Annotated in this window: 24 protein-coding genes; 13 read left to right on the forward strand and 11 right to left on the reverse strand. The window is 39.8% G+C overall.

All coding sequences use genetic code 11. From position 1 onward, the window contains the following. The first annotated feature begins 8 nt into the window (after nt 1–8). Nucleotides 9–728: a phosphoribosylaminoimidazolesuccinocarboxamide synthase gene (purC, locus tag B9T28_RS12245; RefSeq protein WP_086204269.1), complete on the forward strand. Its 720-nt coding sequence runs from the start codon at nt 9–11 to the stop codon at nt 726–728. 150 nt (nt 729–878) lie between these two features. Here the strand turns inward: purC and B9T28_RS12250 are convergent, their stop codons facing one another. The 3 genes from B9T28_RS12250 to B9T28_RS12260 form a co-directional block, all read right to left on the reverse strand. Beyond that, nucleotides 879–3,230: a glycerophosphodiester phosphodiesterase gene (locus B9T28_RS12250; protein ID WP_086204308.1), complete on the reverse strand. Its 2,352-nt coding sequence runs from the start codon at nt 3,228–3,230 to the stop codon at nt 879–881. A gap of 138 nt (nt 3,231–3,368) precedes the next feature. Beyond that, on the reverse strand, nt 3,369–4,643 hold the full coding sequence (locus tag B9T28_RS12255; RefSeq protein WP_086204270.1) for a replication-associated recombination protein A: 1,275 nt from the start codon (nt 4,641–4,643) through the stop codon (nt 3,369–3,371). A 193-nt stretch (nt 4,644–4,836) separates the two neighbouring features. Next, nucleotides 4,837–5,289, reverse strand: a complete 453-nt coding sequence (locus B9T28_RS12260; RefSeq protein WP_086204271.1) for a YcgN family cysteine cluster protein — start codon at nt 5,287–5,289, stop codon at nt 4,837–4,839. 191 nt (nt 5,290–5,480) lie between these two features. Between B9T28_RS12260 and B9T28_RS12265 the strand changes: the two genes are divergently transcribed. From B9T28_RS12265 to ahr, 8 genes are all read left to right on the forward strand, one after another. Continuing rightward, a complete protein-coding gene (locus tag B9T28_RS12265) occupies nt 5,481–5,639 on the forward strand; it encodes a DUF1328 family protein (protein WP_086204272.1) in 159 nt (52 codons plus the stop codon). Nucleotides 5,640–5,814: 175 nt separating this feature from the next. Then, nucleotides 5,815–6,552 carry a dienelactone hydrolase family protein gene (locus B9T28_RS12270; protein WP_086204273.1) on the forward strand — a complete coding sequence of 246 codons (738 nt, stop codon included), beginning with the start codon at nt 5,815–5,817 and terminating at the stop codon, nt 6,550–6,552. A gap of 64 nt (nt 6,553–6,616) precedes the next feature. Beyond that, nucleotides 6,617–6,985, forward strand: a complete 369-nt coding sequence (locus B9T28_RS12275; protein ID WP_086204274.1) for an HIT family protein — start codon at nt 6,617–6,619, stop codon at nt 6,983–6,985. A gap of 113 nt (nt 6,986–7,098) precedes the next feature. Continuing rightward, on the forward strand, nt 7,099–8,133 hold the full coding sequence (gene mutY / locus B9T28_RS12280) for an A/G-specific adenine glycosylase (RefSeq protein WP_086204309.1): 1,035 nt from the start codon (nt 7,099–7,101) through the stop codon (nt 8,131–8,133). Between the two features lie 110 nt (nt 8,134–8,243). After that, nucleotides 8,244–8,732 carry a M23 family metallopeptidase gene (locus B9T28_RS12285; RefSeq protein WP_086204275.1) on the forward strand — a complete coding sequence of 163 codons (489 nt, stop codon included), beginning with the start codon at nt 8,244–8,246 and terminating at the stop codon, nt 8,730–8,732. A 21-nt stretch (nt 8,733–8,753) separates the two neighbouring features. Further along, nucleotides 8,754–8,999, forward strand: coding sequence for a hypothetical protein (locus B9T28_RS12290; protein ID WP_086204276.1), 246 nt, complete (start codon nt 8,754–8,756; stop codon nt 8,997–8,999). Nucleotides 9,000–9,022: 23 nt separating this feature from the next. After that, the gene (locus tag B9T28_RS12295) at nt 9,023–9,577 is read left to right on the forward strand and encodes a DNA-3-methyladenine glycosylase I (RefSeq protein ID WP_086204310.1); all 555 of its coding nucleotides are present in this window, start codon (nt 9,023–9,025) and stop codon (nt 9,575–9,577) included. 44 nt (nt 9,578–9,621) lie between these two features. Beyond that, complete coding sequence (ahr, locus tag B9T28_RS12300; RefSeq protein ID WP_086204277.1) at nt 9,622–10,644, forward strand: NADPH-dependent aldehyde reductase Ahr; 1,023 nt, start codon at nt 9,622–9,624, stop codon at nt 10,642–10,644. A gap of 134 nt (nt 10,645–10,778) precedes the next feature. On the opposite strand, the gene B9T28_RS12305 is transcribed toward ahr, so the two are convergent. Further along, the gene (locus tag B9T28_RS12305) at nt 10,779–12,218 is read right to left on the reverse strand and encodes an aminotransferase-like domain-containing protein (protein WP_086204278.1); all 1,440 of its coding nucleotides are present in this window, start codon (nt 12,216–12,218) and stop codon (nt 10,779–10,781) included. A 99-nt stretch (nt 12,219–12,317) separates the two neighbouring features. Between B9T28_RS12305 and B9T28_RS12310 the strand changes: the two genes are divergently transcribed. Continuing rightward, complete coding sequence (locus B9T28_RS12310; protein ID WP_086204279.1) at nt 12,318–12,737, forward strand: hypothetical protein; 420 nt, start codon at nt 12,318–12,320, stop codon at nt 12,735–12,737. Here the strand turns inward: B9T28_RS12310 and B9T28_RS12315 are convergent. The 3 genes from B9T28_RS12315 to dapB all read right to left on the reverse strand — a co-directional run bounded on the left by B9T28_RS12315 (nt 12,697) and on the right by dapB (nt 15,485). Continuing rightward, nucleotides 12,697–13,587 (reverse strand): LysR family transcriptional regulator, encoded by an 891-nt coding sequence (locus B9T28_RS12315; protein WP_086204280.1) that lies wholly within the window; start codon nt 13,585–13,587, stop codon nt 12,697–12,699. The genes B9T28_RS12310 and B9T28_RS12315 overlap by 41 nt on opposite strands. A gap of 376 nt (nt 13,588–13,963) precedes the next feature. Beyond that, nucleotides 13,964–14,614: an START domain-containing protein gene (locus tag B9T28_RS12320; RefSeq protein WP_086204281.1), complete on the reverse strand. Its 651-nt coding sequence runs from the start codon at nt 14,612–14,614 to the stop codon at nt 13,964–13,966. A gap of 55 nt (nt 14,615–14,669) precedes the next feature. Then, complete coding sequence (gene dapB / locus B9T28_RS12325; RefSeq protein WP_086204282.1) at nt 14,670–15,485, reverse strand: 4-hydroxy-tetrahydrodipicolinate reductase; 816 nt, start codon at nt 15,483–15,485, stop codon at nt 14,670–14,672. A gap of 287 nt (nt 15,486–15,772) precedes the next feature. Here dapB and B9T28_RS12330 point away from each other — a divergent pair, with 287 nt between their 5' ends. Continuing rightward, nucleotides 15,773–15,964 carry a hypothetical protein gene (locus tag B9T28_RS12330; RefSeq protein WP_086204283.1) on the forward strand — a complete coding sequence of 64 codons (192 nt, stop codon included), beginning with the start codon at nt 15,773–15,775 and terminating at the stop codon, nt 15,962–15,964. 75 nt (nt 15,965–16,039) lie between these two features. On the opposite strand, the gene dnaJ is transcribed toward B9T28_RS12330, so the two are convergent. The 4 genes from dnaJ to B9T28_RS12350 form a co-directional block, all read right to left on the reverse strand. Continuing rightward, nucleotides 16,040–17,152, reverse strand: a complete 1,113-nt coding sequence (gene dnaJ, locus B9T28_RS12335) for a molecular chaperone DnaJ (RefSeq protein WP_086204284.1) — start codon at nt 17,150–17,152, stop codon at nt 16,040–16,042. Nucleotides 17,153–17,241: 89 nt separating this feature from the next. Further along, complete coding sequence (locus B9T28_RS12340; RefSeq protein WP_086204285.1) at nt 17,242–17,619, reverse strand: hypothetical protein; 378 nt, start codon at nt 17,617–17,619, stop codon at nt 17,242–17,244. Nucleotides 17,620–17,761: 142 nt separating this feature from the next. Then, entirely contained in the window at nt 17,762–20,890 is a 3,129-nt protein-coding gene (locus tag B9T28_RS12345; RefSeq protein ID WP_086204311.1) for an efflux RND transporter permease subunit, read from the reverse strand. 8 nt (nt 20,891–20,898) lie between these two features. Next, nucleotides 20,899–22,035: an efflux RND transporter periplasmic adaptor subunit gene (locus B9T28_RS12350; protein WP_086204286.1), complete on the reverse strand. Its 1,137-nt coding sequence runs from the start codon at nt 22,033–22,035 to the stop codon at nt 20,899–20,901. A gap of 149 nt (nt 22,036–22,184) precedes the next feature. On the opposite strand from B9T28_RS12350, the gene B9T28_RS12355 reads away from it, so the two are divergent. Together B9T28_RS12355 and ppc are read left to right on the forward strand one after the other, a co-directional pair. Then, the gene (locus tag B9T28_RS12355) at nt 22,185–22,814 is read left to right on the forward strand and encodes a TetR/AcrR family transcriptional regulator (protein WP_086204287.1); all 630 of its coding nucleotides are present in this window, start codon (nt 22,185–22,187) and stop codon (nt 22,812–22,814) included. 145 nt (nt 22,815–22,959) lie between these two features. After that, entirely contained in the window at nt 22,960–25,650 is a 2,691-nt protein-coding gene (ppc, locus tag B9T28_RS12360; RefSeq protein WP_086204288.1) for a phosphoenolpyruvate carboxylase, read from the forward strand. The last annotated feature ends 135 nt before the right edge of the window (nt 25,651–25,785 follow it).

Here is a 25,785-nt window from a genome sequence, read left to right on the forward strand (position 1 = left end):
GTTCCCCCATGTTAAAACAAACCTTGCTCTATACTGGTAAAGCTAAATCTGTCTATGAAACGGATAACGCTGATCATCTAATTTTAGTTTTCCGTGATGATGCTTCTGCATTCAATGGCGAAAAAATAGAGCAACTAGATCGTAAAGGTAAGGTGAATAACCGTTTTAATGCCTTTATCATGGAAAAATTGGCTGCGGCTGGTATCGAAACTCATTTCGAAAAACTTCTTTCTCCGACTGAAGTTTTAGTGAAAAAATTAGACATGATCCCTGTAGAATGCGTGATGCGTAACTATGCAGCAGGTTCATTATGTCGTCGTTTAGGTGTAGAAGAAGGTTTAGAACTTACACCTCCTACATTTGAATTATTCTTTAAAGACGACGCTTTGGGCGATCCAATGGTGAACGAATCTCAAGCGATTGCTTTAGGTTGGGCAACTGCGGAACAATTGGCAGACATGAAAGAACTCACTCAAAAAGTGAATGTGGTTCTTAAAGACCTGTTCGAACAAGGTGGCATGCTTTTAGTTGACTTTAAACTTGAATTTGGTGTGTTCCATGATCGTATCGTTCTGGGGGATGAATTCTCTCCAGATGGTTGCCGCTTATGGGATAAAGACACCAAGAAAAAACTCGACAAAGACCGTTTCCGTCAAGGTTTAGGTGGCGTTGTTGAAGCTTATGAAGAAGTTGCTAAGCGTATTGGTGTAGATCTTTCAGATATCTAATCAGATTCTGTTAGTGCAAAACCGAGTCGAATGACTCGGTTTTTTATTGCCTTGTACTCATCAACTCATAGGTTAGTTGAAAATCCCTGTACAATCTTCAATCCTCGTTCAAGCGCAAAGATAGGATGTTGAATATTTCAAGGATCTGAATTATTTAATCGTCACCTTCACTGGCTTAGAAAAGATATGATAAAAATATTGTTGATCCATCTGATACTTATAACCAGCTAAAACATAAGCCGTACCTTTCTGGGTAAAACTCAAACTTTCCGCTTTCAGTTCATGCTGAGGTGATCCAGCAAGGACTATAAATTGCTGAGCTTGCCCTTCCAACGCCATTCCATCTTGCTGTTTCAGTCGCACAGCCATGTGTACAGGCTGGCCCACTTTAATTTTCAGCTCAGTTGGAGCCTGAATATCAACAATATTTTTTGAATACAATTGCACAAAGTTGGTAGTCACGCCATTTAAACCAGCCACATACAGTTGCTTAAACGTCGTCTCATTCAAATTCCAAGGCCAATATGTCACCCCACGATGCTGAGTTTCAGCAAATAATTTTGTCAGGTCATTTCGATACGGAGGATGATAAGAAGACGTATATTTCTGAGCCTCTGCTAAAATTTGTCGACTACTAATTAAAACCTGATTTGAACTGGGCATAGTCTGAATTAATACCCCTGTTGAAACCATTGGTATATATTTTTTAACTAGCTGAATTTGCTCTCGGTTAAACGAGGTGATGACCACCTGATTCTCAACGCCATATTTTTCTATTTCAGCTTTTAAAGCAGGCACTAATTTTGGATTGGTACTTTTCAATTCAATCATGAGTACAAAATTTGGGGTGTTTTTAAAGGTCGAAAAATACTCCGCCAATGTCGGTACATGATAATTTTTATTTTTAGTTCTCAGCTGCTGTACCTCAGCCAAAGTCATCTCTTCTATTTTACCTGTGCCTTTGGTGGTGCGATTGACGGTTTCATCATGCATCACTACCACATGATTATCCTTAGTGATATAAATATCATTCTCGACAATATCAGCCCCTAAAGCAACAGCATGCTTGGCACTTTCAATCGTATTTTCATCTTCTAAACTTGGCACACCACGATGCCCAATAATAAATGGCTTTCTCAACAAAGTATTTTGCGGAAACTGTTTGAGCAAAGCATCAAAGGCTGCACTATCACTGGTTATGATGCCATTGACACCTGAAGCTAAAATCGAAGCAACCTCGGGTGCAGTTGTCGCTGATGAGTCCACCCAAACGGTCATCAATAAACGTTGCAAGAAGCTTACATTTTTCACATCAATCAATGCTTTTGGCAACACTACAATCTTAGCAAATGCTTGGTTGGTCATTTGCGTGATTGTATTTAAATCTTTGCGACTACTGCTGAAATTTTTTGCCTTGCTTAAATCCAATGCCGTCCGTGTCATGGGGATGTATTGATGTGCAAATTGTAGTAGCTCCGTTTCACTCGACAATAGTGTAAGGTCACTCAGGTCTTGCGATTTAGCCAACTGTTTTAGTGCAAGTATCGTCTGCTGATCTTGAATACTCAGTACCGCAATATTTTTGCGTTGTGTATTATTTAAATAATGTTGTAAGGTAAAAATGGGATTTCCTGATACATCCAATAAATTTAATTTGGCATCTAAGCGATAATAAACTTGATTGGCTTGCACAGCATTCACATTCAAATCAGCTGACATTTTTTGAATCAAGGTCGCTGCCGCAGAGACTTGTGTTGCCGATTCTTGCACGGCGGTGACTTTATTATTTAAATTCGGTAAAGCAGTGTTCTGTTCTGAAACTTGAATGCTTTTTACTTTCATCACTAATCCCGCTGCTGACAATCCGATCTCACCATTTAATTGTGACTGATCTAATTCGACATTCTGCAACAAGACATTATTCAAGTATTGTTGTACACGATTGCCATGTACAAGGATGGTTGCTTTATAAAGCTGATTGGCTTTTATATTTTCTGAAAATTCTTTAGTTTCAATAACATTCCATTGTCCATTAATTTTACGATTACCAAACTCCGTCCCATTCTTTGCTGCAGTATCAGCACGCAGCGTCAATTGATAATATTTTTTAGGAATAAAACCTTGAGCTGCGACAACATCATAAATCACACTACCCCAACGACTAGGGTTCACCGCTTGGTCTAAAGTAAATTCGACATCAATACGATAATTTTGTAGGTTTGCTAATTCTGTCGGTAATAAAATTGAGGTTGTCTGCGTGGCACTTTTGCGAGCATCAATATGCAAGAAACCATCTCGAATAAAGATATTGCCTGCATTATTGCCCGGAACTCGCCATCCCTGAGGAATTATTTTTTGCTGTTCAAAATTGACTTGCGCATAAGTTTTGCCAAGTGCTGAGGTGGCTGAAATATTGGCACTTTTTATATTTGTTGTACTTTCGGCATAACTTTCAACAGAAAAACTGGATAATAGAATTATTGTTAAGAATGATAATTTCATAGATGCTTTCTTAAAAACTGAAATGGTTATTTCAGTTTTTAAGCCTAACTCGATAAGGTTTAGACACATTCTAAACTTTTCTATAATGAACAACATCCATTTAAAACATATTCAACTCGGTCATCTTGAAAGATCCATTTATTCTGACTGCTGATTATCTTGCCATCGGCGTTGTTGTAAGCGTTCACCTTCAACTTCACGTTTATTCCGTGCAGATTCATACAATCTTGTACCCTTTAATTCCGGTGGCAGATATTCTTGTCGTACAAAATGCTCAGGATAATGATGCGGATATAGATAATCAACACCATAGCCCTGCTCTTTCATCAGCTTGGTTGGCGCATTGCGAAGATGCAGTGGCACGGGTAAATTCGCTGTCTTTTCAGCAAGCTCTAACGCCTTATTAATCGCCAAATAAGTACTATTACTTTTCGCGCTAGTCGCCAAATATACTGCACATTGTCCTAGAATAATGCGGCATTCCGGCATACCAACTGCTTGTACAGAACGGAAACACTCTCCTGCAAGCAATAAAGCATTCGGGTTGGAATTACCAATATCTTCAGATGCAGCAATCAACATACGCCGTGCAATAAAAACGGGATCTTCTCCACCTTTGAGCATTCGCGCCATCCAGTACAAAGTCGCATCTGGGTCACTTCCTCGAATCGACTTAATAAATGCGGAGACAAGGTCGTAATGTTGTTCGCCAGATTTGTCATAACGTGCAATATTTTGCTGTGCCACTTTCACGACCGTGGCATTGGTGACAATATTTTCAACATCAGCTTCAAAAGTACTGGCAATTAAATCAATTAAATTAAGTGCTTTACGTGCATCACCTGCCGCGAACTGTAGCAAAGCATCATATTCTTCAATATGCAAATAACGGTCTTTTAAAAACTGATCTTGCTGGAGCGCGCGATTGATTAAATCTTGAATAGCTTCATTGCTTAAAGCATTTAAGCTATAGACCTGACAACGGGACAGCAAAGCATTATTGACTTCAAATGAAGGATTTTCAGTGGTTGCACCAATTAAAGTAATTTTTCCCTTTTCAACAGCATTCAATAAGGCATCTTGCTGAGACTTATTAAAACGATGAATTTCATCAATAAAAACCACTGGGATCAGTAAATCACCACTATCGGCAATAATTTCACGCAGTTCTTTAACACCAGTATTTAAAGCAGAAAGACTCACAAATGGTCGATCAACGGCTTGAGCCAACAGCAAAGCAATGGTGGTTTTACCAACGCCAGGAGGACCCCAAAAAATAATGGAAGGCAAATGCCCTTGATCAATCATTTGCCGCAATGGCGCATTTGATCCGAGTAAATGATCTTGCCCGATAATTTCAGACAAATCACGCGGGCGAAGACGTTCAGGAAGTGGGATATGGGTGTCTGACATATTCTTTTTAAATCATTAATTTCTATCCATAGTCTACTATGGAATACAATCAAGCAAGAATTTTTAGCAGCGGATTCTGCAACTTTAAATTGGCCAATCAATTTTGTTTCTTTGAAAAATGTCCACGCGTTGCTAATGCTCAGCTCCGCTATGCTCAACATCTATTCTAGATAATGACGGACTGATCTTGGGTTTATCTGACCCAACGCACCACATAATCTTCAATATCATCTTCGTTGATATCGACTTCAGAAATACAGCGCCCTGCGGCAGATTTCTTGGCTTTCATAACGCTATCTCGTGAGCCAGTATTGAGATAATGCCACGAAGGTAATTTTTTTCCTTCATTTAAGCGTCTATAAGCACAACTAGGTGGTAACCAATGAATCGTTTGCAATTTTTTTTGGGTAAGTTGAATACAATCAGGAACCTGTGTTGCACGATTTGGATAATCTGTACAAGCTGCTGTTTTACAATCGAGTAATTTACAAGAGACCATGGTATAAGCAACTTCTTGCGTATCTTCATCTTCGAGTTTCACTAGACAACATAAGCCACAACCATCACACAACGCCTCCCACTCAGCCTGATTCAACTGATCCAGTGGATATTTTTTCCAAAATTGTGGGCGTAATTCAATACTCATAAAACACTAAAAATCTGAAAGCACTATTTTTTGATTATATCAGTTTTTGAACATCGGCTTGTAATCATCTAGCTTACATAAAACAGTCACTCAATAGCTGCAACGTGACATTGTTTACACACAACGATACAGCGGTTTTTATAAGCAAATTTTATACTAAAAAAACAATTCAAAGAAAATGGAGATAACTTATGTTCCGTTGGGCCATTATATTTGCAGTGGTTGCACTGTTGGCAAGCCTATTAGGATTGAGTGGTGTCGCAGGCATGTCTAAAGATTTTGCTATTATTTTATTGGTGGTTGCTGCAATTTTTGCGGTGATTGGCTTCATTAGCAGAGGCAAAATTTAAGCCCCTTTTTCCATTTTTAGATGCAAAAAAGAAGGCCTGATTCCTTCTTTTTTTATACCTCCTTTTAAATATTTCCTCACATTTCTATTGTTATTATTCGAAACAAAGTCATTTTCAATACAGCTTTTTATGATTTAATCGATCCTGTTCTTTATTGTATACAAGGATTTAATACATGATGGCTTCCATCCAAACACGAGAAATACAATATACCGCAGCAGATGGTACAACATTAATGGGCTATTTTGCCGCACCTGAACATACTGCACCTGTCGCGGGTATTATTGTTTCTCCAGAATGGTGGGGACGGAATGAATATACTGAACAACGTGCCAGAGAATTGGCAGCACATGGATATGCCGCTTTAGCAATTGATTTGTATGGCGATAAAAAAGTGACCACAGATGCTAAGCAAGCCTATGCGTGGATGATGCAAACCTTTGAGCATACGGATACCAATGTCATCCGTTCATCTGCTGGACTCGCAGCTTTGGCTGCTCAACCTGAAGTGAATCAAGATAAACTTGCGGCAATCGGCTTCTGTTATGGTGGCAAGGTTATTCTTGATTTAGCGCGCTCAGGGGCAAGTTTAAAAGCAGTCGTGACGTTTCACGCCAATTTATCAGCGCAAACGCCTGTTGAAAAAGACCATGTTCAAGCCGAAATTTTAGTCTTACATGGTGAAAAAGACAGTATGGTCTCTTTAGCAGATGTCGAAAATTTTAAAACTGAAATGAGCAATGCCAATGTGAAATATACTGTAATTGTGCTAAAAGATGCTAAACATGGATTTAGTAATCCATTGGCCGATGAAAGAGCCAAAGCCAATGGCGTAGATTTAGCTTATAACGCTAAAGCCGAAAAAGATGGCTTAAGTGCGATGTATGATTTACTGCAACGCCAATTGGGTTAATCATTTACAGCACGAATTAAATTATGAATTTTTAAAGATTCAACTTTAAGATGAGGGAATTAAAATGACTGAACAAAACTGTCCTTTTTGTGAATTTGATGAATACGACATCATTGATAAAAATGAATTTGGGGTAATTTTACCTGAGCAAAATCCTTTAACGAAAGGTCATTCTGTCATTATTCCTTTGCGTCATGTTGCTTCTTTTTTTGAGATTACAGACAAAGAACGTAAAAGTATTCTGTCTTTACTCGAATTAGCACGGAATGAGCTCAAAATACGCCATCAACCCGAAGGTTTTCATATTGCTTTCAATGATGGGCATGTCTTTGATGAGCAACATTCTGGCCACTTACATATTCATATTATCCCGCGCTATAAAGACCAACCTTTGATTCTAGATCAGCGTTGGGGTGTCATCGCTCAATCCTAAAGATTAAATTTTGTTTAATTTTAAAAAGCGCTACGGCGCTTTTTTTATGCCAATTGAAGTGAGTCATGCCTGAATTGGTTATACTAGCCGGCTCCTCACCTCTAGCAAATCCTATGCCGCAATTTTCCTTTTCAGATGCTCTTTTAACTTGGTTTGATCAGCATGGTCGTCATGATTTACCTTGGCAAGTGACCGATGATCCCTATAAAGTTTGGGTATCTGAAATTATGTTGCAACAAACCCAAGTAAAAACGGTATTGCAGTATTTTGACCGCTTTATCACACGTTTTCCGACGGTAGATGATTTAGCGACTGCATCTTGGGATGAAGTTGCACCTTATTGGGCAGGTTTAGGTTATTACGCTCGTGCGCGCAATTTACATAAAGCCGCAGCAATTGTGCATCACAATGGACATTTCCCCACAAACTTAGCCGAATGGGTCGAACTGCCAGGCATTGGGCCATCGACAGGCGGCGCGCTGATGTCTCTTGGTCTACGAGAGTATGGTGTAATTATGGATGGCAATGTCAAACGCGTATTGTCGCGTTTTTTTGCCATAGAAGATGATTTATCTAAACCTATACATGAACGCGCTATGTGGCAGTTAGCAGAAAGCTTATGCCCTATACCGCGCAATCATGACTATACCCAAGCCATCATGGATTTAGGTGCCACAATTTGTACACCGAAAAAACCACTCTGTTTATATTGTCCAATGCAACAACAGTGTCAAGCACATCAACAAGGTTTAGAAACTGAACTTCCTTACAAGAAACCGAAACAACCGGTTCCAATAAAATCTGCAAAAGTTTTATTAATTCAGGCAAATCAACAGTGGTTATGGCAACAACGTCCACACTCTGGGCTTTGGGGTGGTTTATGGTGCTTACCGATTATTGAAGATGATGTAGAATTTTCACAACTCTGTCAGCAATTGAACTTAATTTCCAAAGTAGAACCGGTGCAAATCTCACATAGCTTTACTCACTTTACTTGGATTCTTACTGCATATATTTTTAACATTGATCAAGATCAGCAAGAGTTTATACAGACTGAAGTCGGTGGTGAATGGCACTCAGCACAAAAAGCTACACAAATGGGCATTCCAACTGCCATGAAAAAATTGATCTCAGCGCTGGAGATATGACATAGTCGGACACAAATTCATTCCATTTATTCATGTTAAAAATTTAAGAACAAGGACGTCCTGTGTCAGCTTTTTTCCGCTTTTGCTTATTGAGCAGCTTTGCAATTTTTATGACGGCATGTACTACGGCACCCAAAAAAACTGCTCCCCTAGTACCAAAAAGTTTGATCCAACTCAAAGCCATGTCACTCGCTAATCACCTGCCCATTCCCGTAGATGGGATTCAAGAAAAGAATTTAAAAGACACTTGGGGAGCAGCACGAAGTCAAGGTCGTAATCATGAAGGGATCGATATTCTTGCTCCACGTGGAACAAAAGTTTTTAGTACCACTGAAGGGATTATCAGTAGTTTAAAAAGTAATAATTTAGGTGGTAAAGTAGTATGGATTCTTGGACCAAGCGGTGCATGGCATTACTATGCCCACTTAGATGAACATAACCATCGCTTGAATGAAGGCGACTACATTCAAAAAGGTACGCTCATCGGTTATGTTGGCAACACGGGTAATGCACGGCATACTGCACCTCATTTGCACTACGGACTGTACTTAGCGGGTAAAGGCCGTGGTGCAGTCAACCCTTATCCATATTTACGTTAATTTATAGTTTAGGAAATTTTCATGTCAGAAGCTTTGATCGATCGGTTAGTTGAATTTGCAGAATCAGGCAATCAGCAGAAGGTCGTGCTCAATGGACAAACTCATCAAGGTTGGATTATGGAACTCTCTGAAGATGCTCTGTTGATTAGTACTGGTTTTGCAGATAAAACTGGGCAAGATATCTGGATTAAATTTAGTGAATTAAATCAGGCAAAATTATCCTTTTGGGATAATAAAAAAGATCAATGGATCGAATTCAACCTTTAAAACGTGACATTAGGAGCATCAATTTGACAACTCAACGCTGCGGCTGGTGCTCAAATGATCCACTGTATATGGCCTACCATGATCATGAATGGGGCAAACCCAATCATGATGAAAAGCATTTATTTGAAATGATTTGCCTGGAGGGACAACAAGCGGGGCTTTCTTGGATTACTGTGCTCAAAAAACGAGAAAGTTATCGGGAACATTTTTTTCAATATGCGATAGAAGACATCGCCCAATTTACGAATGAGCACTTAGAATCAAAACTACAAGATACAGGCCTCATTCGGCATATTGGAAAACTCAAAGCGATTCGTGACAATGCGATTGCATGGCAAAACATGAAAAACCAAGGCATTAATATGGTCGACTGGTTTTGGAATTTTGTTGACCAGCAGCCCTTAATCAATGACGTTCCTGACTACAAACAGGCTCCTGCACAAACAAAAATGAGTCAAAAAATTTCTAAAACTTTAAAGAAAAATGGTTTTAAATTTGTGGGACCAACCACCTGTTATGCCTTTATGCAGGCTGTAGGTATAGTCAATGATCATGAAAATAACTGTACTTACCGTTAAGCATCTCTCGTAATAAAACCAAAAAGAATAGGAAAGACTCAACTATGACAAACTCAACGATTCAAGCCTATGCGGCAATGCAAGCGGGTGAACCTCTTAGACCTTATCAGTTTGATGCCGGAGAACTGCAAGCACATCAAGTTGAAGTTAAAGTGGAATATTGTGGACTCTGCCATTCTGACGTTTCCGTGATTAACAATGAGTGGGGCAATTCTGTTTATCCTGTCATTGCTGGACATGAAATCATCGGCACCATCACACAACTGGGTTCAGAAGCAAAAGGACTTAAGGTGGGTCAGCGTGTTGGCATTGGTTGGACCGCAGAAAGCTGCCAATATTGTGACCCTTGTGTCAGTGGCCAACAAGTTCTATGTACGGGTGAAAAGAAAGCAACCATTGTCGGACATGCAGGTGGTTTTGCTGATAAAGTCCGTGCAGGTTGGCAATGGATTATTCCCCTGCCTGAAGATTTAGATCCTGAAAGTGCTGGTCCACTTTTGTGTGGTGGAATTACGGTATTTGACCCGATTTTAAAACATCAAATCCAAGCCATGCACCATGTGGGTGTGATTGGTATTGGTGGTTTAGGGCACATAGCAATCAAATTATTAAAAGCATGGGGCTGTGAAATTACCGCCTTTACCTCAAGCTTAGATAAAATCGATGAACTAAAAGCCATGGGTGCCGATCATGTGGTCAATAGCCGTGATAGTGCAGCTTTAAAAACTCAACGTGCTAAATTTGACTTACTGCTATGCACTGTCAATGTATCTCTAGATTGGAAGGCATATCTAAATACCCTTGCCCCCAATGGCTCAATACATATGCTGGGAATGGTGCTTGAACCGATGGCGATTCCTGCTGGAGCGCTCATTAGTGGAGCGAAATCTGTTACGGGTTCACCGACGGGCTCTCCTTTTGCATTGCGTCAGTTATTACAGTTTGCTGCACGTAAAAATATTGCCCCACAAATTGAGCTTTATCCAATGTCAAAAATTAATGATGCTTTGACACGGCTACATTCTGGTCAAGCACGTTATCGCATTGTCTTAAAGGCTGATTTTTAAAATAACATGATGAATCAGGTGGTATCACTACCACCTTTGAACTGTTATACAAGAATCTATCTTCAAAGCATATAAAATTTTGATAGCTATTCATTGAATAAAATGAATAGTTATCCATCATGTTTTTTAAAAACTTAAGCAACATTTACTGAGGTTAATTGCCCTCGAGTCCAATCTGCCAATAAGACAATGGCATCACGAATTTCATCCGACAATTCATGTCCTGCATTCAAGCGAATACAGTTTTTATAGCGACCGTCTTCACCGAAGACTTCGCCAGGGACAATATTAATTCCTTGCCGTTGCGCAAAACGATACATCGCTAAACTATCAATCTGTTCAGGCAATTGAATCCAAAGCGCATAACCACCATTCGGTTGATTTAAACCAATACCCACCTGATGAAAAGCAGTAATGATAAATTGTCGATACTGTTCAACCTGTGCCATGAGAATCGGTTTCAGTCGAGTTAAATGCTCACGATAAGCACGACTATAAATTAAATCAGCCAGACCCAATTGCAATGGCGTATTCACTGCAACATTGGACATCAGGACTTGTGCTCGTAAATGCTGTAAGCGTTGTGGAAGACAAAACCAACCCACTCGATAAGCAGTGGATAAAGATTTAGAGACTGATCCACAGAAAATCACATAACCCTGTTGATCCCAATATTTAATCGGTAAGGGTCGTTTAAAACTAAAACCACACTCAGCATAAATATCATCTTCAATCACATAACATTGATACTGATGAGCCAATTGAGCAATTCTTTCTTTCTGTGCATTGCTTAAGCAAAAACCTAAAGGATTTTGAAAATTTGCAGTCAGTAAGCAGGCTTTTGCACCGCTACTTTGCATGACTTGCGCTAAACGCTCTACATCAAATCCATCTGTATCGGCAGGAATTTCTATAATTTTTCGCTTTAAAGCAGCCAAAAGTCGTAACTGACCATTAAAGTTAGGCGTAGGTACGATAATACTATCGCCGATTTCAGTCAGGGTTTGAATCATCACGGATAATGCCGGCATGCAACCGTTGCTGATATAAATATCATTCTTCGCAATATAAAAACCATCTTCTGCCCAATGTTCAGATAACGCTTCTCGCAAGCGCATGTGCCCTTGTTTATCACTATATAAAAAATCTTCGGGCTTACTATGCTTTAAAGCACGCTGAATGGAACGGCGTAAAGCTTCCACCGGAACCAGATTCGGAGAAATTTGAATTGCCCCTAAATGAATCAATTTATTATCAATCGATGCTTGTTGAATCTCAATTTGTAATTCTAAATTTGAAACTTCTCTGGGTTGAGATTGAAAGTCAGGATGGGTCGGTCGTGGAGTGTGTTGGATCACTGATTTTTTCGCACTGACAAAGTAGCCCGACTTATTTTTGACGTAAATCAAGCCCTGTGCTTCTAATAATTCATAGCAATTTTTGACGGTATTCATACTGACATTTTGCTGTTCTGAACATTGGCGCAGTGAGATTAAACGTTGCCCCGCAACTAATTTCCCCTGCCGAATTTTTTCCGCAATTTGTTCTGCCAAAATTTGATATTGGAATGCCATACATCTGTACTCATTTTTTAGAATTTTGTGTAACTGTATCTATCAACATAACAGATTTATGCTGCATGTACAGTTCACCAACTTCAAAAGGAGCAATGCATGAAAATAATTAAAAGCAGTACCATAATTTTAGGGATGAGCTTTCTATTCACTGCTTGCCAACCTCAAGCGACAAATTCATTGGCACAAAAGCAGCACTTTATTTGTAAGTCTTTAATTGAAGGCTTCTTAAAAACACAACAATTGGGGCAATACCAATTACAACATCTACAACCGACTTTACATCAAGCATCGGCACAGCGTTTGTATCGTTATCACATCAGTTCAGATCAGACAATGCGGATAAATATGCCACATCAACAAGATCTCAACTTTGCATGTAATCAAACTTCTGCACAACGCTTTGAATTAAAATTACTGAATCAGGAACAGCGAGAAATTCAAACTTTATTGAATTTAGATTTACCACCACAAAAGACTATCGATACTTTGACAGCTTTTGTACTAAAAACTCAATAAACAAACGGACTCGCTTTGGCAAATGTTCTTGTTGATAGTAAACCGCATGAATACTTTGCTCATGCAATTCGATTTGATCTTCGAATAACGTAATCAAACGATTGTTGTGAATATCCCGATGTACCAAAAATGCAGATAAACACGTAATGCCTAAGCCATCCAATGCCATTTGACGCACAGTTTCTCCATTGGATGCTTTAATTTTTGGACGAACCGTCAGTTGCTCTCCATCCACACGAATGGGCCAAGTATTTAAATGTGCGACTTTACTAAAACCAATTTGCGCATGCTTCAAAAGATCTTTGGGGCTTTGTGGATAACCATTCAGCTCTAAATACTCTGGGCTTGCGACAATATACAAACGGCTTTTACAGAGTAATTTTGCATGTAAACTTGAATCATTCAACTGCCCAAAACGGATTGCAACATCAGTTTTATGCTCCAATAAATCAATGATTTGATCATTACTATTCAATTCAATTTCAATATTGGGATAAAGCTGAGTAAATTCCCGCAATAATGGCACAATCACATGCAAAACAAATGGTGTTGCTGAATCGACCCGAATTAAGCCTGATGTTGCACTATCTGACTTCAGTAAAGCATCTTCCGCTTCATTTAAGTCATGCACAATTTTTCGGGCTTTCTCTAAAAATAGTTGTCCTTCATGCGTTAATTTTAGTTTACGCGTTGTCCGTTCCAGTAAAGTGACATTCAGTTTGGTTTCAAGGCGTTGCAAAGCACGACTGACCCCAGAAGTAGTTTGTTGTAAATGTCGTGCTGCGGCAACAATTGAGCCACTATCAACAATATAGATAAAGGCTTGTAATTCTTCTAATGTTGATTTCATAATGACAAACAACTCACTTTTATTGATTTTCAATCAACAATATTTTGCAGAGTACCTGATTTTTTAGCAACTCTAAAAACCGCATAATGTTGCTAACGCTATCAATGTGTAGTTTTTAAAATGACAAATATCATTCCAAAATTTGGTGTGGGTAAGTTATGCAGCAGTATCTTATATAGGTGCGTATTGACTGCAGTTGCACTCATGCTCGTTTGTACTCAAATTAAATTCGCTCAACAACCTATACAACAACTCAGCTAGATCGTTCGTGATTTAAGTACTACAGATGAAGACCGTCGCAACTTCAATATTGCTTCGTGGTCTGAGATATTAAAATCTTTCTCTTCTCAGACCTATTCAATAGGTAAAATGAAAGCTATTTTAAAATCTCAGGTAAAGCTGGCAATTTATTGTTTTTGGCTAACTCTACTTTCATCTTCTGTAACATCTGATATGGCTGCTGCTCCACCAACATATTGGTTACACTTTGTGGGATAGACCCTTCTGGATCAGCAAAACCTGAGGTAGTAACTTTAACTTTATTGTCTGCAATTTTTTGAAAAGTCCAATCCCCTTCATAATTCTTTAACCGAATATAATTGGCATCCAAAGCCTTCCCTTGACTCAGTGCTTTATTTTTAATAGTGACCATTCCATTACGATCCTTTGACATTTTGCCACGAACCACCATATCGCGATCTTTTAAAGGAAATGGAAAATCTAAAACCATGTAAAGGATAAACTCACCTTTCTTATCATCCCGAGATAACAGTTCAGCTTTGGCAACATTCGGCGCCCATTTCGGCGTATTCGCAATATCTAAAACCAATGCGATGGCATGATCCATAGAATAATCTAAGGTTGTTTCTGCCCGATAAGACAAAACTGGATTATTCGCATTCTGATAGGTCCAAACCTTAATATTATTTTTATCTAAACTAAGCTTGGCATTATTCGGTAAAGCAGCCTGCGCTGACAGGCTCAAGGCACTGACAACACAAGCAATCAACATCACTATTTTATTCATTTTATTTTTCAATTAGATTCTATTCTTTTACATTTTAACCAACTCTGGTTTAGGCTTAAATATCATTTAAGCCTAAAACGTCTTTCATATCGTATTTTTTGGCATCTTTACCCACGACCCAAACAGCGGCACGAACAGCACCGGAAGCAAAGTTCATACGACTGGTTGCTTTATGCGTAATTTCAACACGCTCACCATCTGCAATAAACATTGCCGTGTGCTCACCGACAATATCGCCACCACGAATAGTTTGGAAACCAATACTTTTACGCTCACGCGGCCCCGTCTGACCTTCACGACAATACACGGCATCTTCTTTCAGATCACGCCCCAAAGTATCTGCAATCGCTTCACCCATCATCAATGCTGTGCCTGATGGTGCATCAACTTTATGACGATGATGTGCTTCAATAATTTCAATATCAACGGTATCTGCAAATACTTTTGCCGCCAGTTCTAACAATTTAATCGAAACATTGACACCCACAGAATAATTGGCTGCATAAACCACTGGTGCATGGGTTGCACTCTCATCTAAGCTTGCTCTCTGAGCATCTGACATTCCTGTCGTTCCAATAACCATAGCAACACCTGCTTCACGACACAGCTTAAGATGCTGTTCAGTCGCTACTGGCGCAGTAAAATCAATCACCACATCGCAGTCTTTTAAGATGTCATGTAAATGCCCGACAACCTTCACGCCCACAGCCCCAATTCCTGCAAGCTCACCCGCATCTGTACCAATAAGTGAACTTTCTGGACGCTCAACCGCAGCAGCCAGTTGGTAACCTGCTTGGTGTACCGCTTGAATTAAAGTACGTCCCATACGGCCACCGGCCCCCAATACACCTATGCGTGGAGTTGCTGACATAACATATTCCTAATGTTGATTCTAAATTGCCCTTACTATAACAAAACTCTGAACTGAGACTAAGTTTCAGACCTAAATATTTCAGCGAAAATATAATCAGACATGCTTAAGCTTTTTAGCAACGCAAAACCAAAGGAATAGCGTTCAATACAAATATACCTATCAGATATTCAAATTTTTTTCTTAAAAATAAATCAGTGTTGCTACAAGTTTTCATCTCTCTGTAAACATCGTTACGCAGACTACCCACCACGAATGATAAAAAGATGAATTATAAGGAGATCAGGATGCATTCGAAAAAAATCGCTTTAAGCTTAGTGTTCGGCATGAGCATGAGTACCAGCTGGGCTGAAACCATGACGACAGCAAATACAACCACGGTTATTGAAGACAAAGCAGTGTCTAAAAATGTCAATAATATTACAGAAGCCCAAGTTGAAATTAGGATTGAAGATATCGATTTACCCAGTTTAGAATAAGTCTGAGTTCATAATTTTGAACATAAAAAAGGGGAATATTGAATATTCCCCTTTTTTGCATCTCAGTTCGTTGAATTAATCAAATAAACCAAAGAACGATTTTTTCTTCGGAGATGATTTATTGTCATCACCATCCATCGTTTCTTGCAGCTCTTTTAATAACTCACGTTGACGCGCAGTTAAATTTACTGGTGTTTCAATCACAATGCGGCAAAGCAAATCACCCTGCATACTGGTACGTACAGGTTTAACCCCTTTACCACGTAAGCGGAACATTTTACCCGTTTGAGCTCCCTCAGGAATTTTCAAACTCACACGACCTTCCAATGTTGGAATTTCAATTTCTTTACCCAATGCAGCATCAGCAATGCTTACAGGTACGTCCATATAGAGGTCTGCGCCATCACGTTGGAAGATTTCATGTTCACGTACCACAACTTCAACGTATAAATCACCTGACTGACCATCACGAATCGCTTCGCCTTTGCCAGTTAAACGTACGCGGTCGCCATTGTCTACGCCTGCAGGAATCGTTACTTCTAATGTTTGTTGACGATCTGAAACACCTGAACCATGACATTTATTACACGGATTTTTAATCGTCTGACCTTGTCCACGGCAAGTACCACATGTTTGCTGTACAGAGAAAAAGCCCTGTTGCATACGCACTTGACCCGCGCCATGACAAGTTTTACAGGTTGCTACATCATTTGGATTTTTTGAACCTTTACCATCACATGCATCACACGGTGCAGGTGCAGTAAAAGTAATGGTTTTTTTAATACCTTTAACCGCTTCTTCAAGGGTTAGTTCCATCACATAACGGAGATCCGAACCACGACGAGCACGTTGCTGACTACGACCACCACCACCGAATGCGCCACCGAAAATATCACCAAATTGGCTAAAGATATCTTCTGCACTGAAACCACCACCGAAGCCACCGCCACCACCATGGCCGCCTTCAAACGCATTATGTCCCATACGGTCATACATACTACGTTTTTCGCTATCAGAAAGGATTTCATACGCTTCTGCTGCTTCTTTAAACTTGTCTTCAGCTGCAGCATTGTCAGGGTTACGGTCTGGATGATACTTCATCGCCATCTTACGGTAGGCTTTTTTAATTTCATCATCACTAGCGGTTTTAGCGACGCCTAAAACCTCATAATAATCACGTTTAGCCATGTTTGGCGATGCTCCACAATTTGAGATACTTTACTGCGAAGTAACATGGGGACGCTTATTTCATTTTACAAGCGTCTATCCGAAAAATTTTAGAATACCGCTTTATTTTTAATATATTTACTAAAGCCTTTTAACCAAGCATTAAGCAGATAAAGCCATGCAATTGCGCTAAAAACCACACCAATTACAGCACATGCTTTAACCCAAATAAAACTATCCCAATAAAAGAAAATCAGTGGAATAAACCATAAGGCAGCAAAAATAGCCAAGAGCATAAATAAGACCACGCTACGCATTACCCATAATGCTTGAGCATGCATCCAGACTTCTGCATTATCGACTTGAACCACTTTACGTGCCAACCAATATGAAATGACAGCAGTTACAATGGTAAATAATGCTAGAAACATACAAACATAAGAGATCGTAATGTATCGACGATGCTGTTCTAAATTGTCTCGCCCCATAGGTGTCTATATACCTCTAATCCATTGCATGTTCATTTATTTTTATGCAATGAAATTTCCTGTGTTATTTTCTATCAAAGATTAGATGCTACTATATTGAATTTTTCAATATTTCGCACCTAATATTCACAAAAAACTCGACCTAATTCGTTGGTTTCTGCACCTTAAACCATGTTGCATATAATGCTGGCAAGAAAAATAAGGTTAAGAATGTTGCAACAATTAATCCGCCCATAATCGCCACCGCCATTGGACCAAAGAAAATACTCCGTGAAAGTGGGATCATCGCTAATACTGCCGCTAGCGCAGTTAAGATGATCGGCCTAAAACGACGTACCGTTGCATCCAAAATTGCATTCCACTGATCTTGTCCAGCACGAATATCTTGCTCAATTTGATCAATTAAAATCAGTGAATTTCGCATAATCATACCGGACAGTGCAATGGTTCCAAGCATTGCTACAAAACCAAAAGGCTTATTAAATAATAACAGGAAAAGTACCACTCCAATTAAACCCAATGGCGCAGTTAAAAATACGATGAATGATCTTGAGATACTCTTCAACTGAATCATCAGCAACGTAAATACCACCGCCAAAAATAATGGCACACCTGCATTGACTGAACTCTGCCCTCGTGCAGATTCTTCAACCGTCCCTCCGACTTCAACTAAATAACCAGCTGGCAGTTCTGCGCGGATTTTTTCTATTGAATCCGCCATTTCTTTCACGACTGTTGCCGGTTGTAAATGCGTCCGAATATCTGAGCGAACAGTAATGGTGGGTAAGCGGTTACGATGCCAAATCAAACCATCTTCAAATTTATAGTCAATCTGCGCAATTTGTGACAAGGGTACGGTTGTACCTTTAGTGGTAGGCACTGCCAGATTTGATAATGCCGCAACATCTAAACGCTCAGCCTGTACACCCCGAATACGAATATCAATCAGTTCGCGCTTTTCACGATATTGATTTATCATCGCACCACTGATTGAGCTATTTAAAAAATTCGCTAAATCCTGTGAAGTGACTCCCAATTGACGCGCACGGTCTTGATCAATATTCAACGTGATAATTTTACTTGGCTCTCCCCAATCTAAATGCACATTACTGGTATTCGGATTTTGCGCAATGGTTTTAGCAAGCTGTTGAGCGAGTTTACGAACAATATTTAAATCTTCGCCTGAGACACGATATTGCAGTGGATAACCCACAGGTGGGCCATTTTCTAATAATGAAACACGAGTACGCACATCAGGCAGTAATTTACGAATTTGTTCATCTAATGATTTACGGATTTCATCACGATCATCTAGGGATGAAGCTAAAACCACGAATTGGGCAAAACTGGCCTGTGGCATTTGTTGATCTAGCGGTAAATAGAACCGTGGTGAACCCGACCCAACATACGCCACATAATTATCAATCCCTTTTTGCTGAGCTAAAAATTTTTCCACTTTTTCTACCGCATTTTCAGTAGCAGTCAGTGAAGCACCTTCCTCTAACTTTAAATCAACCAAAATTTCAGTACGATTCGATGGTGGGAAAAATTGTTGCGGGACGAACTTAAACATGACAATGGACAGCGCAAATATCCCAACGGTAATAGCGATCACCGTTTTACGATAGCAAACACACCAATTCACAATTTTTCTAACGCTTTGATAAAACTTTGATTTGTACGGATCAAAATGCTCACCAGGATGATGCACAATTGGTGCTGGTACTGGTTGCTTTCTTAAACGTGCCCATAACACTTGATACCACGGGGCTTTTTGCGCAACTTGAGTAAAATCAGGTAATAATTTATCCCCTAAATATGGCACGAATAATACGGCGGCAATCCAAGACACAATTAATGCTAAGGTGACTACTTGGAAAATTGAACGAGTATATTCACCTGTACTCGATGCAGCCGTCGCAATAGGTAAAAAACCTGCTGCTGTAATCAGTGTTCCGGTCAACATCGGGAAAGCGGTACTGGTCCATGCAAAGCCTGCGGCTTTTACTCGGCTATAGCCCTGCTCCATTTTAATCGCCATCATTTCAACGGCAATAATGGCGTCATCAACCAACAAACCGAGTGCAAGAATCAGTGCGCCCAATGAAATTTTATGCAGACCGACATCAAAGAAATTCATTCCAGCAAAGGTCATGGCAAGTACCAGTGGTATAGAAAGTGCAACCACCAATCCCGTTCTAAAACCCAGTGAAAAGAAACTCACCAATAGAACAATAATCACGGCCTCAGCTAAAACTTTAATGAACTCATGGATACTGCGTTGTACCGCAACAGGTTGATCTGAAACTTTTTTTAACTCCATACCCAAAGGCAAAGATTTTTGTAATTGTCTAAACTCGGTTTCTAAATTTTTACCTAAAGCAATAATATCTCCACCTTTACGCATAGAGACTGCAACACCAATACCATTTTCCCCCATAAAACGCATGCGTGGTTGGGCTGGATCACTAAAGCCGCGATATACTTCGGCAACATCACTCAATCGAATGGTTTTATCTCCAACCAAGAGTGGCATGTTCTTCAAATCATCAATATTTTGTAATGCACCGCTGACACGAACTTGAATACGATCAGTCCCCGTTTCAAAAAAACCTGCGCCCGTTACACTATTTTGTTTGGCTAAGGCTTCTTGAATCGCCGTGACAGGAATACCCAATTGCACCGCTTTAGTATTCGAAATTTCAATCCAAATTTTTTGATCTTGTAAGCCAATTAAATTAACTTTGCTAACATCTTTGACCCGTTGTAATTGCAGTTGTATCCGATCTGCATATTCTTTTAGGGTGGCATAACTGAAATCTTTGCCGGTCAGAACATAAATATTGCCAAAGGTATCGCCAAATTCGTCATTAAAAAAAGGACCCTGCACCCCATTTGGCAATTGATGCTGAATATCGCCCACCTTTTTGCGTGCTTGATACCATACATCAGGAATCTGACTTGATTTCAACGTATCTTTGGCAACAAACATCACCATTGATTCACCTGGACGCGAATACGCCATAATCCGGTCGTATAAGCCAGTGCTCATTAATTCTTTTTCAATTCTATCTGTAACTTGTAGTGAAACTTCTTGCGCTGTTGCCCCTGGCCAGTAGGTTTGTACCACCATAACTTTAAAGGTAAAAGGTGGATCTTCACTCTGTGATAACTTTGAATAAGAAAAGAATCCGACGATGCTCATCAAAATCATCAAATATAGAATTAATCCTTTGTTATTCAATGCCCATTCAGAAAGGTTAAATTTAATACCTGCGCTCATGAACCCTCTCCTACCGGATGAGTCGCTAATGCGCCCGTTTCATTGCGAATAGTCACAGCACGATTCTCGCGATCGACTGGATGAATTTTTTGTTTTTCTTGCAGTAAATGTACCCCACCGACGACCACCCATGCATTCGCATTTAGCCCACTCAATACTGGAACACTGTCACGCCCATAGGCTCCTAAAGTGACAGGGATTTTATGAATGGTTTGATCTGTATTTACGACCCAAACATAAGCTTTATTGTCATTTGCGGAAACACTTGAGAGCGGAACACTCAAGGTATTTTGAGTCGTATTGCTGAAAAATACACGCGCACTTTGCCCAAGCTGTATCAGTGATTGAGCATCTTTCAATGCCACTTTGACACTAAAGGTCCGGGATTGATCTGCTGCGGGTGCGATCTCACGGATATAAGCCGAAAATTTATCTTCAGGCTTAGACCATAATGTTACCCATGCTGGTTGCCCGACTCGAATATCAGAAATTGCTTGTTCAGGCACACCGATCACAACATCACGCTCACCATCAATGGCCAATTGAAAAGCCGCTTGCCCAGCGGAAATGACTTGTCCAATTTCAATATTACGCGCAGTAATCACCCCATTTTTATTGGCAACCAGTTGGTTATAACCCGTTTGATTGGCGGCTACAGCATAATTTGATTGTGCTTGTTTCAGTGTCGCTTGCGCTGAATCATACTGGTTTTTAGCGACATCATATTGCGAACGACTTACCGCATTCATCGGTAATAATTGTTGAAAACGCTTAAATTCATCATCTGTAATTTTGACCGCAGATTGCGCACTTTCAAGTTGCGCTTTGGCCGAATTTAATTGCAGTTGAGCATCTTGAACATCCAATTTTGCTAAAACTTGTCCAATTCTAACGCGATCCCCCACATCCACATAACGTTCTATAATTTGCCCCCCCACCCGAAATGCCAGTGCCGTTTGCTGCCGAGCTTGTACATCTCCAGCATAACTTTGCTGCTCAAGATGGGCTGTACTGGGTTGAGTCACCATTACAAAGGGGATTTGTTCAACTTCTGGCACTTGTTTACTACAACCCCATAATGTCACGCTACATATCATCATCATGCAGATTGTCGTGGTTTTAAAAATACTCATACGCAATGCTCTTATTCAAATGCTTTTTTTCGGGCAAAATAGTGAGGGATACTAATTTTCTTCAATTTCAATTAATATACCGCAGGGTACATTAATTGTGAATCGCATTAAAAGTAAATGACTTCTTTTTCTTTTTTTTGGAATGTAGAGTGCAAACAACAGCAGGGCGTCCTAAGGACTTAGAAAAGCGTAAGCAAATTTTAGAAGCCTCTAAAGCTTTGTTTTTAAAACATGGTTATCATGGTTCTAGTATGAATCAAATCGCCAAAGAAGCTGGCGTAACTAAACTAACGGTATATAACCACTTCAAAGATAAAGAAAATTTATTTACGTGCGCCATTGAAGCCACCTGTGAAGAGTCGATCGCTGCACGACCTTTGACCTTAAATGCCGATTGTGATTTTCAGCAAGAATTTTTCCATGCCTGTGAGTTAGCCTTAAATGTTATTAGTTTGCCTGAAGCACTTAAGCTTGAGCATTTATTATTAGAGCTTGCGGCTGAACAAAATCCGTTAGCACTACAATTTTATAATGCCTCTCATCAGCGCATGTGCGTGGTATGGCAAGATTTTTTTCAACAAGCTGCGCAATTTGGATTTATTCAAATGGCTGCCGTTGAAAAACAAACCGATCTCATTTTATCGCTATTACTTGGACTCAGACATCATGAAGTTCTATTAGGCATTCGGAACCCACCCTCAACCGCTGAAAAACATCAAATTATTTTAGACAGTATGGAACTATTCCTTCTGAAATATAACCCAACGACATCGTATTAAAACTCTAAATAATTCACTTGAATTGATTCAGGCATACTCAATCAGCGAACGAATAAAGCAAAACTTTACATACTTTTGTATACCCCTGCTTGGAATGCCACAGTTTCGCGCTATAGTCGAAATAATAAGAATCGGAGAGTGAAAAATGATTCAACAAATTGATGCTCCACTGCGTGAAGATGTACGCTTACTTGGAAATATTTTAGGGGAAACCTTAAAAGAACATGCAGGACAAGATTTGTTTAATCAGATTGAACAAATTCGTGCTTTAGCCAAAGGTGCACGAGATGGCCAAATAGAAGCCGAAAAACAACTTGAACAACTCTTTCTCAATTTGAAAGATGATGAAATTCTGCCCCTGACCCGTGCTTTTTCTCACTTTCTCAACTTTGCCAACATTGCTGAGCAATACCATGTGGTGCGCAGCCGTCGCCAAAGTGAATTTGATGAAAATGTACCCTCACCCAATGTTCTTGATCATTTATTTAAAAAGTTTAAAGAAAAACAAATTCCAGCAGATACGCTGTATCAACAAGTTTGTGAACTCAAAATTGAATTAGTCCTCACAGCACATCCAACGGAAGTCAGCCGTCGTACCTTAATTCAAAAATATGATGGCATTAACCATTGCCTGTCTCAATTTGATCAACAAAAATTGACCCCCAAACAACGTGCTGAAGTTTTAGTCAATTTAAAACAATTGGTCTGTTCTGCATGGCAAACGGATGAAATTCGTCAACATCGCCCAACACCAATCGATGAAGCCAAATGGGGTTTTACCACTATTGAACAAACGTTGTGGAACGCTGTGCCTAAATTCATTCGCGGGCTGAATGAGTTAGTTGACGAAAATTGCGATACCAATTTACCTTTAGATGTTGCACCGATTCGTTTTGCATCGTGGATGGGCGGTGATCGTGATGGAAATCCAAACGTTACCCATAATATTACTCAAGAAGTTTTATGGCTTTCACGTTGGAAAGCAGCAGACTTATATCTGCGTGACATTGAAGATTTACGTTGGGAACTTTCAATTCAAACCTGTAGTCCAGAGTTAACCCAAGCACTTGGTTTTCAACATCCTGAACCATACCGTGAATATTTACGTACTACACGAGAATGCTTAAAAATTACTCGCCAGTGGTTGGCCGATAAATTACAAGGTCAACATTCAGACGTCGATAGAAGCCAAATTATTCATCATAAAGATGAGTTACTACAACCACTCCTACTCTGCTATCGCTCCTTGATGGCCTGTAATTTGCCTGAAATTGCCAACGGTAAATTGCTCGATTTTATTTACCGAGTGAATTGTTTTGGAATTGAACTGTTAAAACTGGATATCCGTCAAGAATCAGGTCGTCATCGCCAAGCCATTTCCGCAATTACCGAATATTTAGGTCTAGGTAACTTTGAAACTTGGACAGAGCAAGCACGCCAAAACTTCTTATTACAAGAACTGCAAAGCAAACGCCCATTATTACCTAAGCATTTAAATGAACCAGTCGGTAGTCTGATTGAACATCCAGATGTACAAGAAGTTTTTGCCACCATGCGCACCTTGGCAGAACAACCCAAGGAAAGTTTAGGCGCTTATATTATTTCCATGGCGGAATACCCAAGTGATGTTTTGGCTGTACTGCTATTGCAAAAAGAAGCAGGCATTGAACATCCATTACGCGTGGTTCCCTTGTTTGAAACCCTCAAAGATTTAGATAGTGCTTCACATACCATGAGTACGTTGTTCAATATGCATTGGTACAAGCAGCATATTCAAGGTCAACATGAAGTGATGATTGGCTATTCTGACTCAGCCAAAGATGCTGGTTTCATGTCTGCCAATTGGGCACAATATCGTGCTCAAGAAGAGTTAACTGCAATTGCTAAACAACATGGCATCAAGTTGACTTTATTCCATGGCCGCGGTGGGTCGATCAGTCGGGGTGGCGCACCAACGCAACAAGCATTGTTCTCTCAACCTCCTGGTTCAATTTCAGGTGCAATTCGTGTTACTGAACAAGGGGAAATGATTCGCTTTAAATTTGGCCTTGAAGAAATCGCATTACAAAATCTAGAAATTTATACGGCTGCAACTTTAGAAGCAACCTTACTTCCGCCACCCGTGCCACAAAAAGAATGGCGTGATCTGATGGATACCATGACGGATTTATCGGTACAGGTATATCGTCAAACCGTGCGTGAAAATCCACATTTTGTGAAATATTTACGTACCGTCACCCCTGAACTTGAATTACAAATGTTACCGCTAGGTTCACGCCCAGCAAAACGCAAAGTCAGTGGTGGCATTGAATCATTACGTGCCATTCCATGGGTTTTTGCTTGGACACAAATTCGTTTAATGCTACCTGCTTGGTTAGGGACTGGTGCAGCAATTAACCAAGTCATTGATCAGGGACAAAAACCATTACTCGATGAAATGTTACAGCAGTGGCCGTATTTCCAGACGCTCATTGATATGTTGGAAATGGTCCTGTCTAAATCCGATCAGCATATCGCTTTATATTATGAATCACATTTGACTGATGATCCTGATTTAAAAGTCCTTGGTGCCGAATTACGTCAGCGTTTACACGATGCTGTGCAAACATTATTGGCGATGAAAGGTGAATCCAAGTTACTCAGCAGCAATGATGTGTTGGATCAATCCATGAAAGTCCGTAAACCCTATTTATTACCACTACACTTACTGCAAGCGGAACTGATGAAACGTCGTCGTGGTTATTTAGCCCAATGTCCAGCAGAGCATACCCCTGTCGATCATGCCTTAATGGTCAGTATTGCAGGTATTGCAGCAGGCTTACGTAATACTGGTTAAAACCTATCTCCTTTCCAAAAAGAGTACAGCAAGTCTGTACTCTTTTTGAATATCATAACTGCCCTATGCAAACTGATTCATAGTGCCCATACTCTTTTGGACTTGGTTCATCATAAACTGAATCTTCAAATTCAC

It is taken from the genome of Acinetobacter silvestris, assembly GCF_002135235.1.
Taxonomy (GTDB): domain Bacteria; phylum Pseudomonadota; class Gammaproteobacteria; order Pseudomonadales; family Moraxellaceae; genus Acinetobacter; species Acinetobacter silvestris.

Bases quoted from the DNA above. Each gene is read 5' to 3' on its own strand.
- B9T28_RS12320 (WP_086204281.1), bottom strand. From the start codon at position 14,614: ATGAATAAAATAGTGATGTTGATTGCTTGTGTTGTCAGTGCCTTGAGC.
- B9T28_RS12275 (WP_086204274.1), top strand. From the start codon at position 6,617: ATGACTGAACAAAACTGTCCTTTTTGTGAATTTGATGAATACGACATC.
- B9T28_RS12340 (WP_086204285.1), bottom strand. From the start codon at position 17,619: ATGGGGCGAGACAATTTAGAACAGCATCGTCGATACATTACGATCTCT.
- B9T28_RS12305 (WP_086204278.1), bottom strand. From the start codon at position 12,218: ATGGCATTCCAATATCAAATTTTGGCAGAACAAATTGCGGAAAAAATT.
- B9T28_RS12315 (WP_086204280.1), bottom strand. From the start codon at position 13,587: ATGAAATCAACATTAGAAGAATTACAAGCCTTTATCTATATTGTTGAT.
- B9T28_RS12330 (WP_086204283.1), top strand. From the start codon at position 15,773: ATGCATTCGAAAAAAATCGCTTTAAGCTTAGTGTTCGGCATGAGCATG.
- ahr (WP_086204277.1), top strand. From the start codon at position 9,622: ATGACAAACTCAACGATTCAAGCCTATGCGGCAATGCAAGCGGGTGAA.
- B9T28_RS12265 (WP_086204272.1), top strand. From the start codon at position 5,481: ATGTTCCGTTGGGCCATTATATTTGCAGTGGTTGCACTGTTGGCAAGC.
- dapB (WP_086204282.1), bottom strand. From the start codon at position 15,485: ATGTCAGCAACTCCACGCATAGGTGTATTGGGGGCCGGTGGCCGTATG.
- B9T28_RS12310 (WP_086204279.1), top strand. From the start codon at position 12,318: ATGAAAATAATTAAAAGCAGTACCATAATTTTAGGGATGAGCTTTCTA.
- B9T28_RS12350 (WP_086204286.1), bottom strand. From the start codon at position 22,035: ATGAGTATTTTTAAAACCACGACAATCTGCATGATGATGATATGTAGC.
- mutY (WP_086204309.1), top strand. From the start codon at position 7,099: ATGCCGCAATTTTCCTTTTCAGATGCTCTTTTAACTTGGTTTGATCAG.
- dnaJ (WP_086204284.1), bottom strand. From the start codon at position 17,152: ATGGCTAAACGTGATTATTATGAGGTTTTAGGCGTCGCTAAAACCGCT.
- B9T28_RS12260 (WP_086204271.1), bottom strand. From the start codon at position 5,289: ATGAGTATTGAATTACGCCCACAATTTTGGAAAAAATATCCACTGGAT.
- B9T28_RS12270 (WP_086204273.1), top strand. From the start codon at position 5,815: ATGATGGCTTCCATCCAAACACGAGAAATACAATATACCGCAGCAGAT.
- purC (WP_086204269.1), top strand. From the start codon at position 9: ATGTTAAAACAAACCTTGCTCTATACTGGTAAAGCTAAATCTGTCTAT.
- B9T28_RS12255 (WP_086204270.1), bottom strand. From the start codon at position 4,643: ATGTCAGACACCCATATCCCACTTCCTGAACGTCTTCGCCCGCGTGAT.
- B9T28_RS12290 (WP_086204276.1), top strand. From the start codon at position 8,754: ATGTCAGAAGCTTTGATCGATCGGTTAGTTGAATTTGCAGAATCAGGC.
- ppc (WP_086204288.1), top strand. From the start codon at position 22,960: ATGATTCAACAAATTGATGCTCCACTGCGTGAAGATGTACGCTTACTT.
- B9T28_RS12250 (WP_086204308.1), bottom strand. From the start codon at position 3,230: ATGAAATTATCATTCTTAACAATAATTCTATTATCCAGTTTTTCTGTT.
- B9T28_RS12285 (WP_086204275.1), top strand. From the start codon at position 8,244: ATGACGGCATGTACTACGGCACCCAAAAAAACTGCTCCCCTAGTACCA.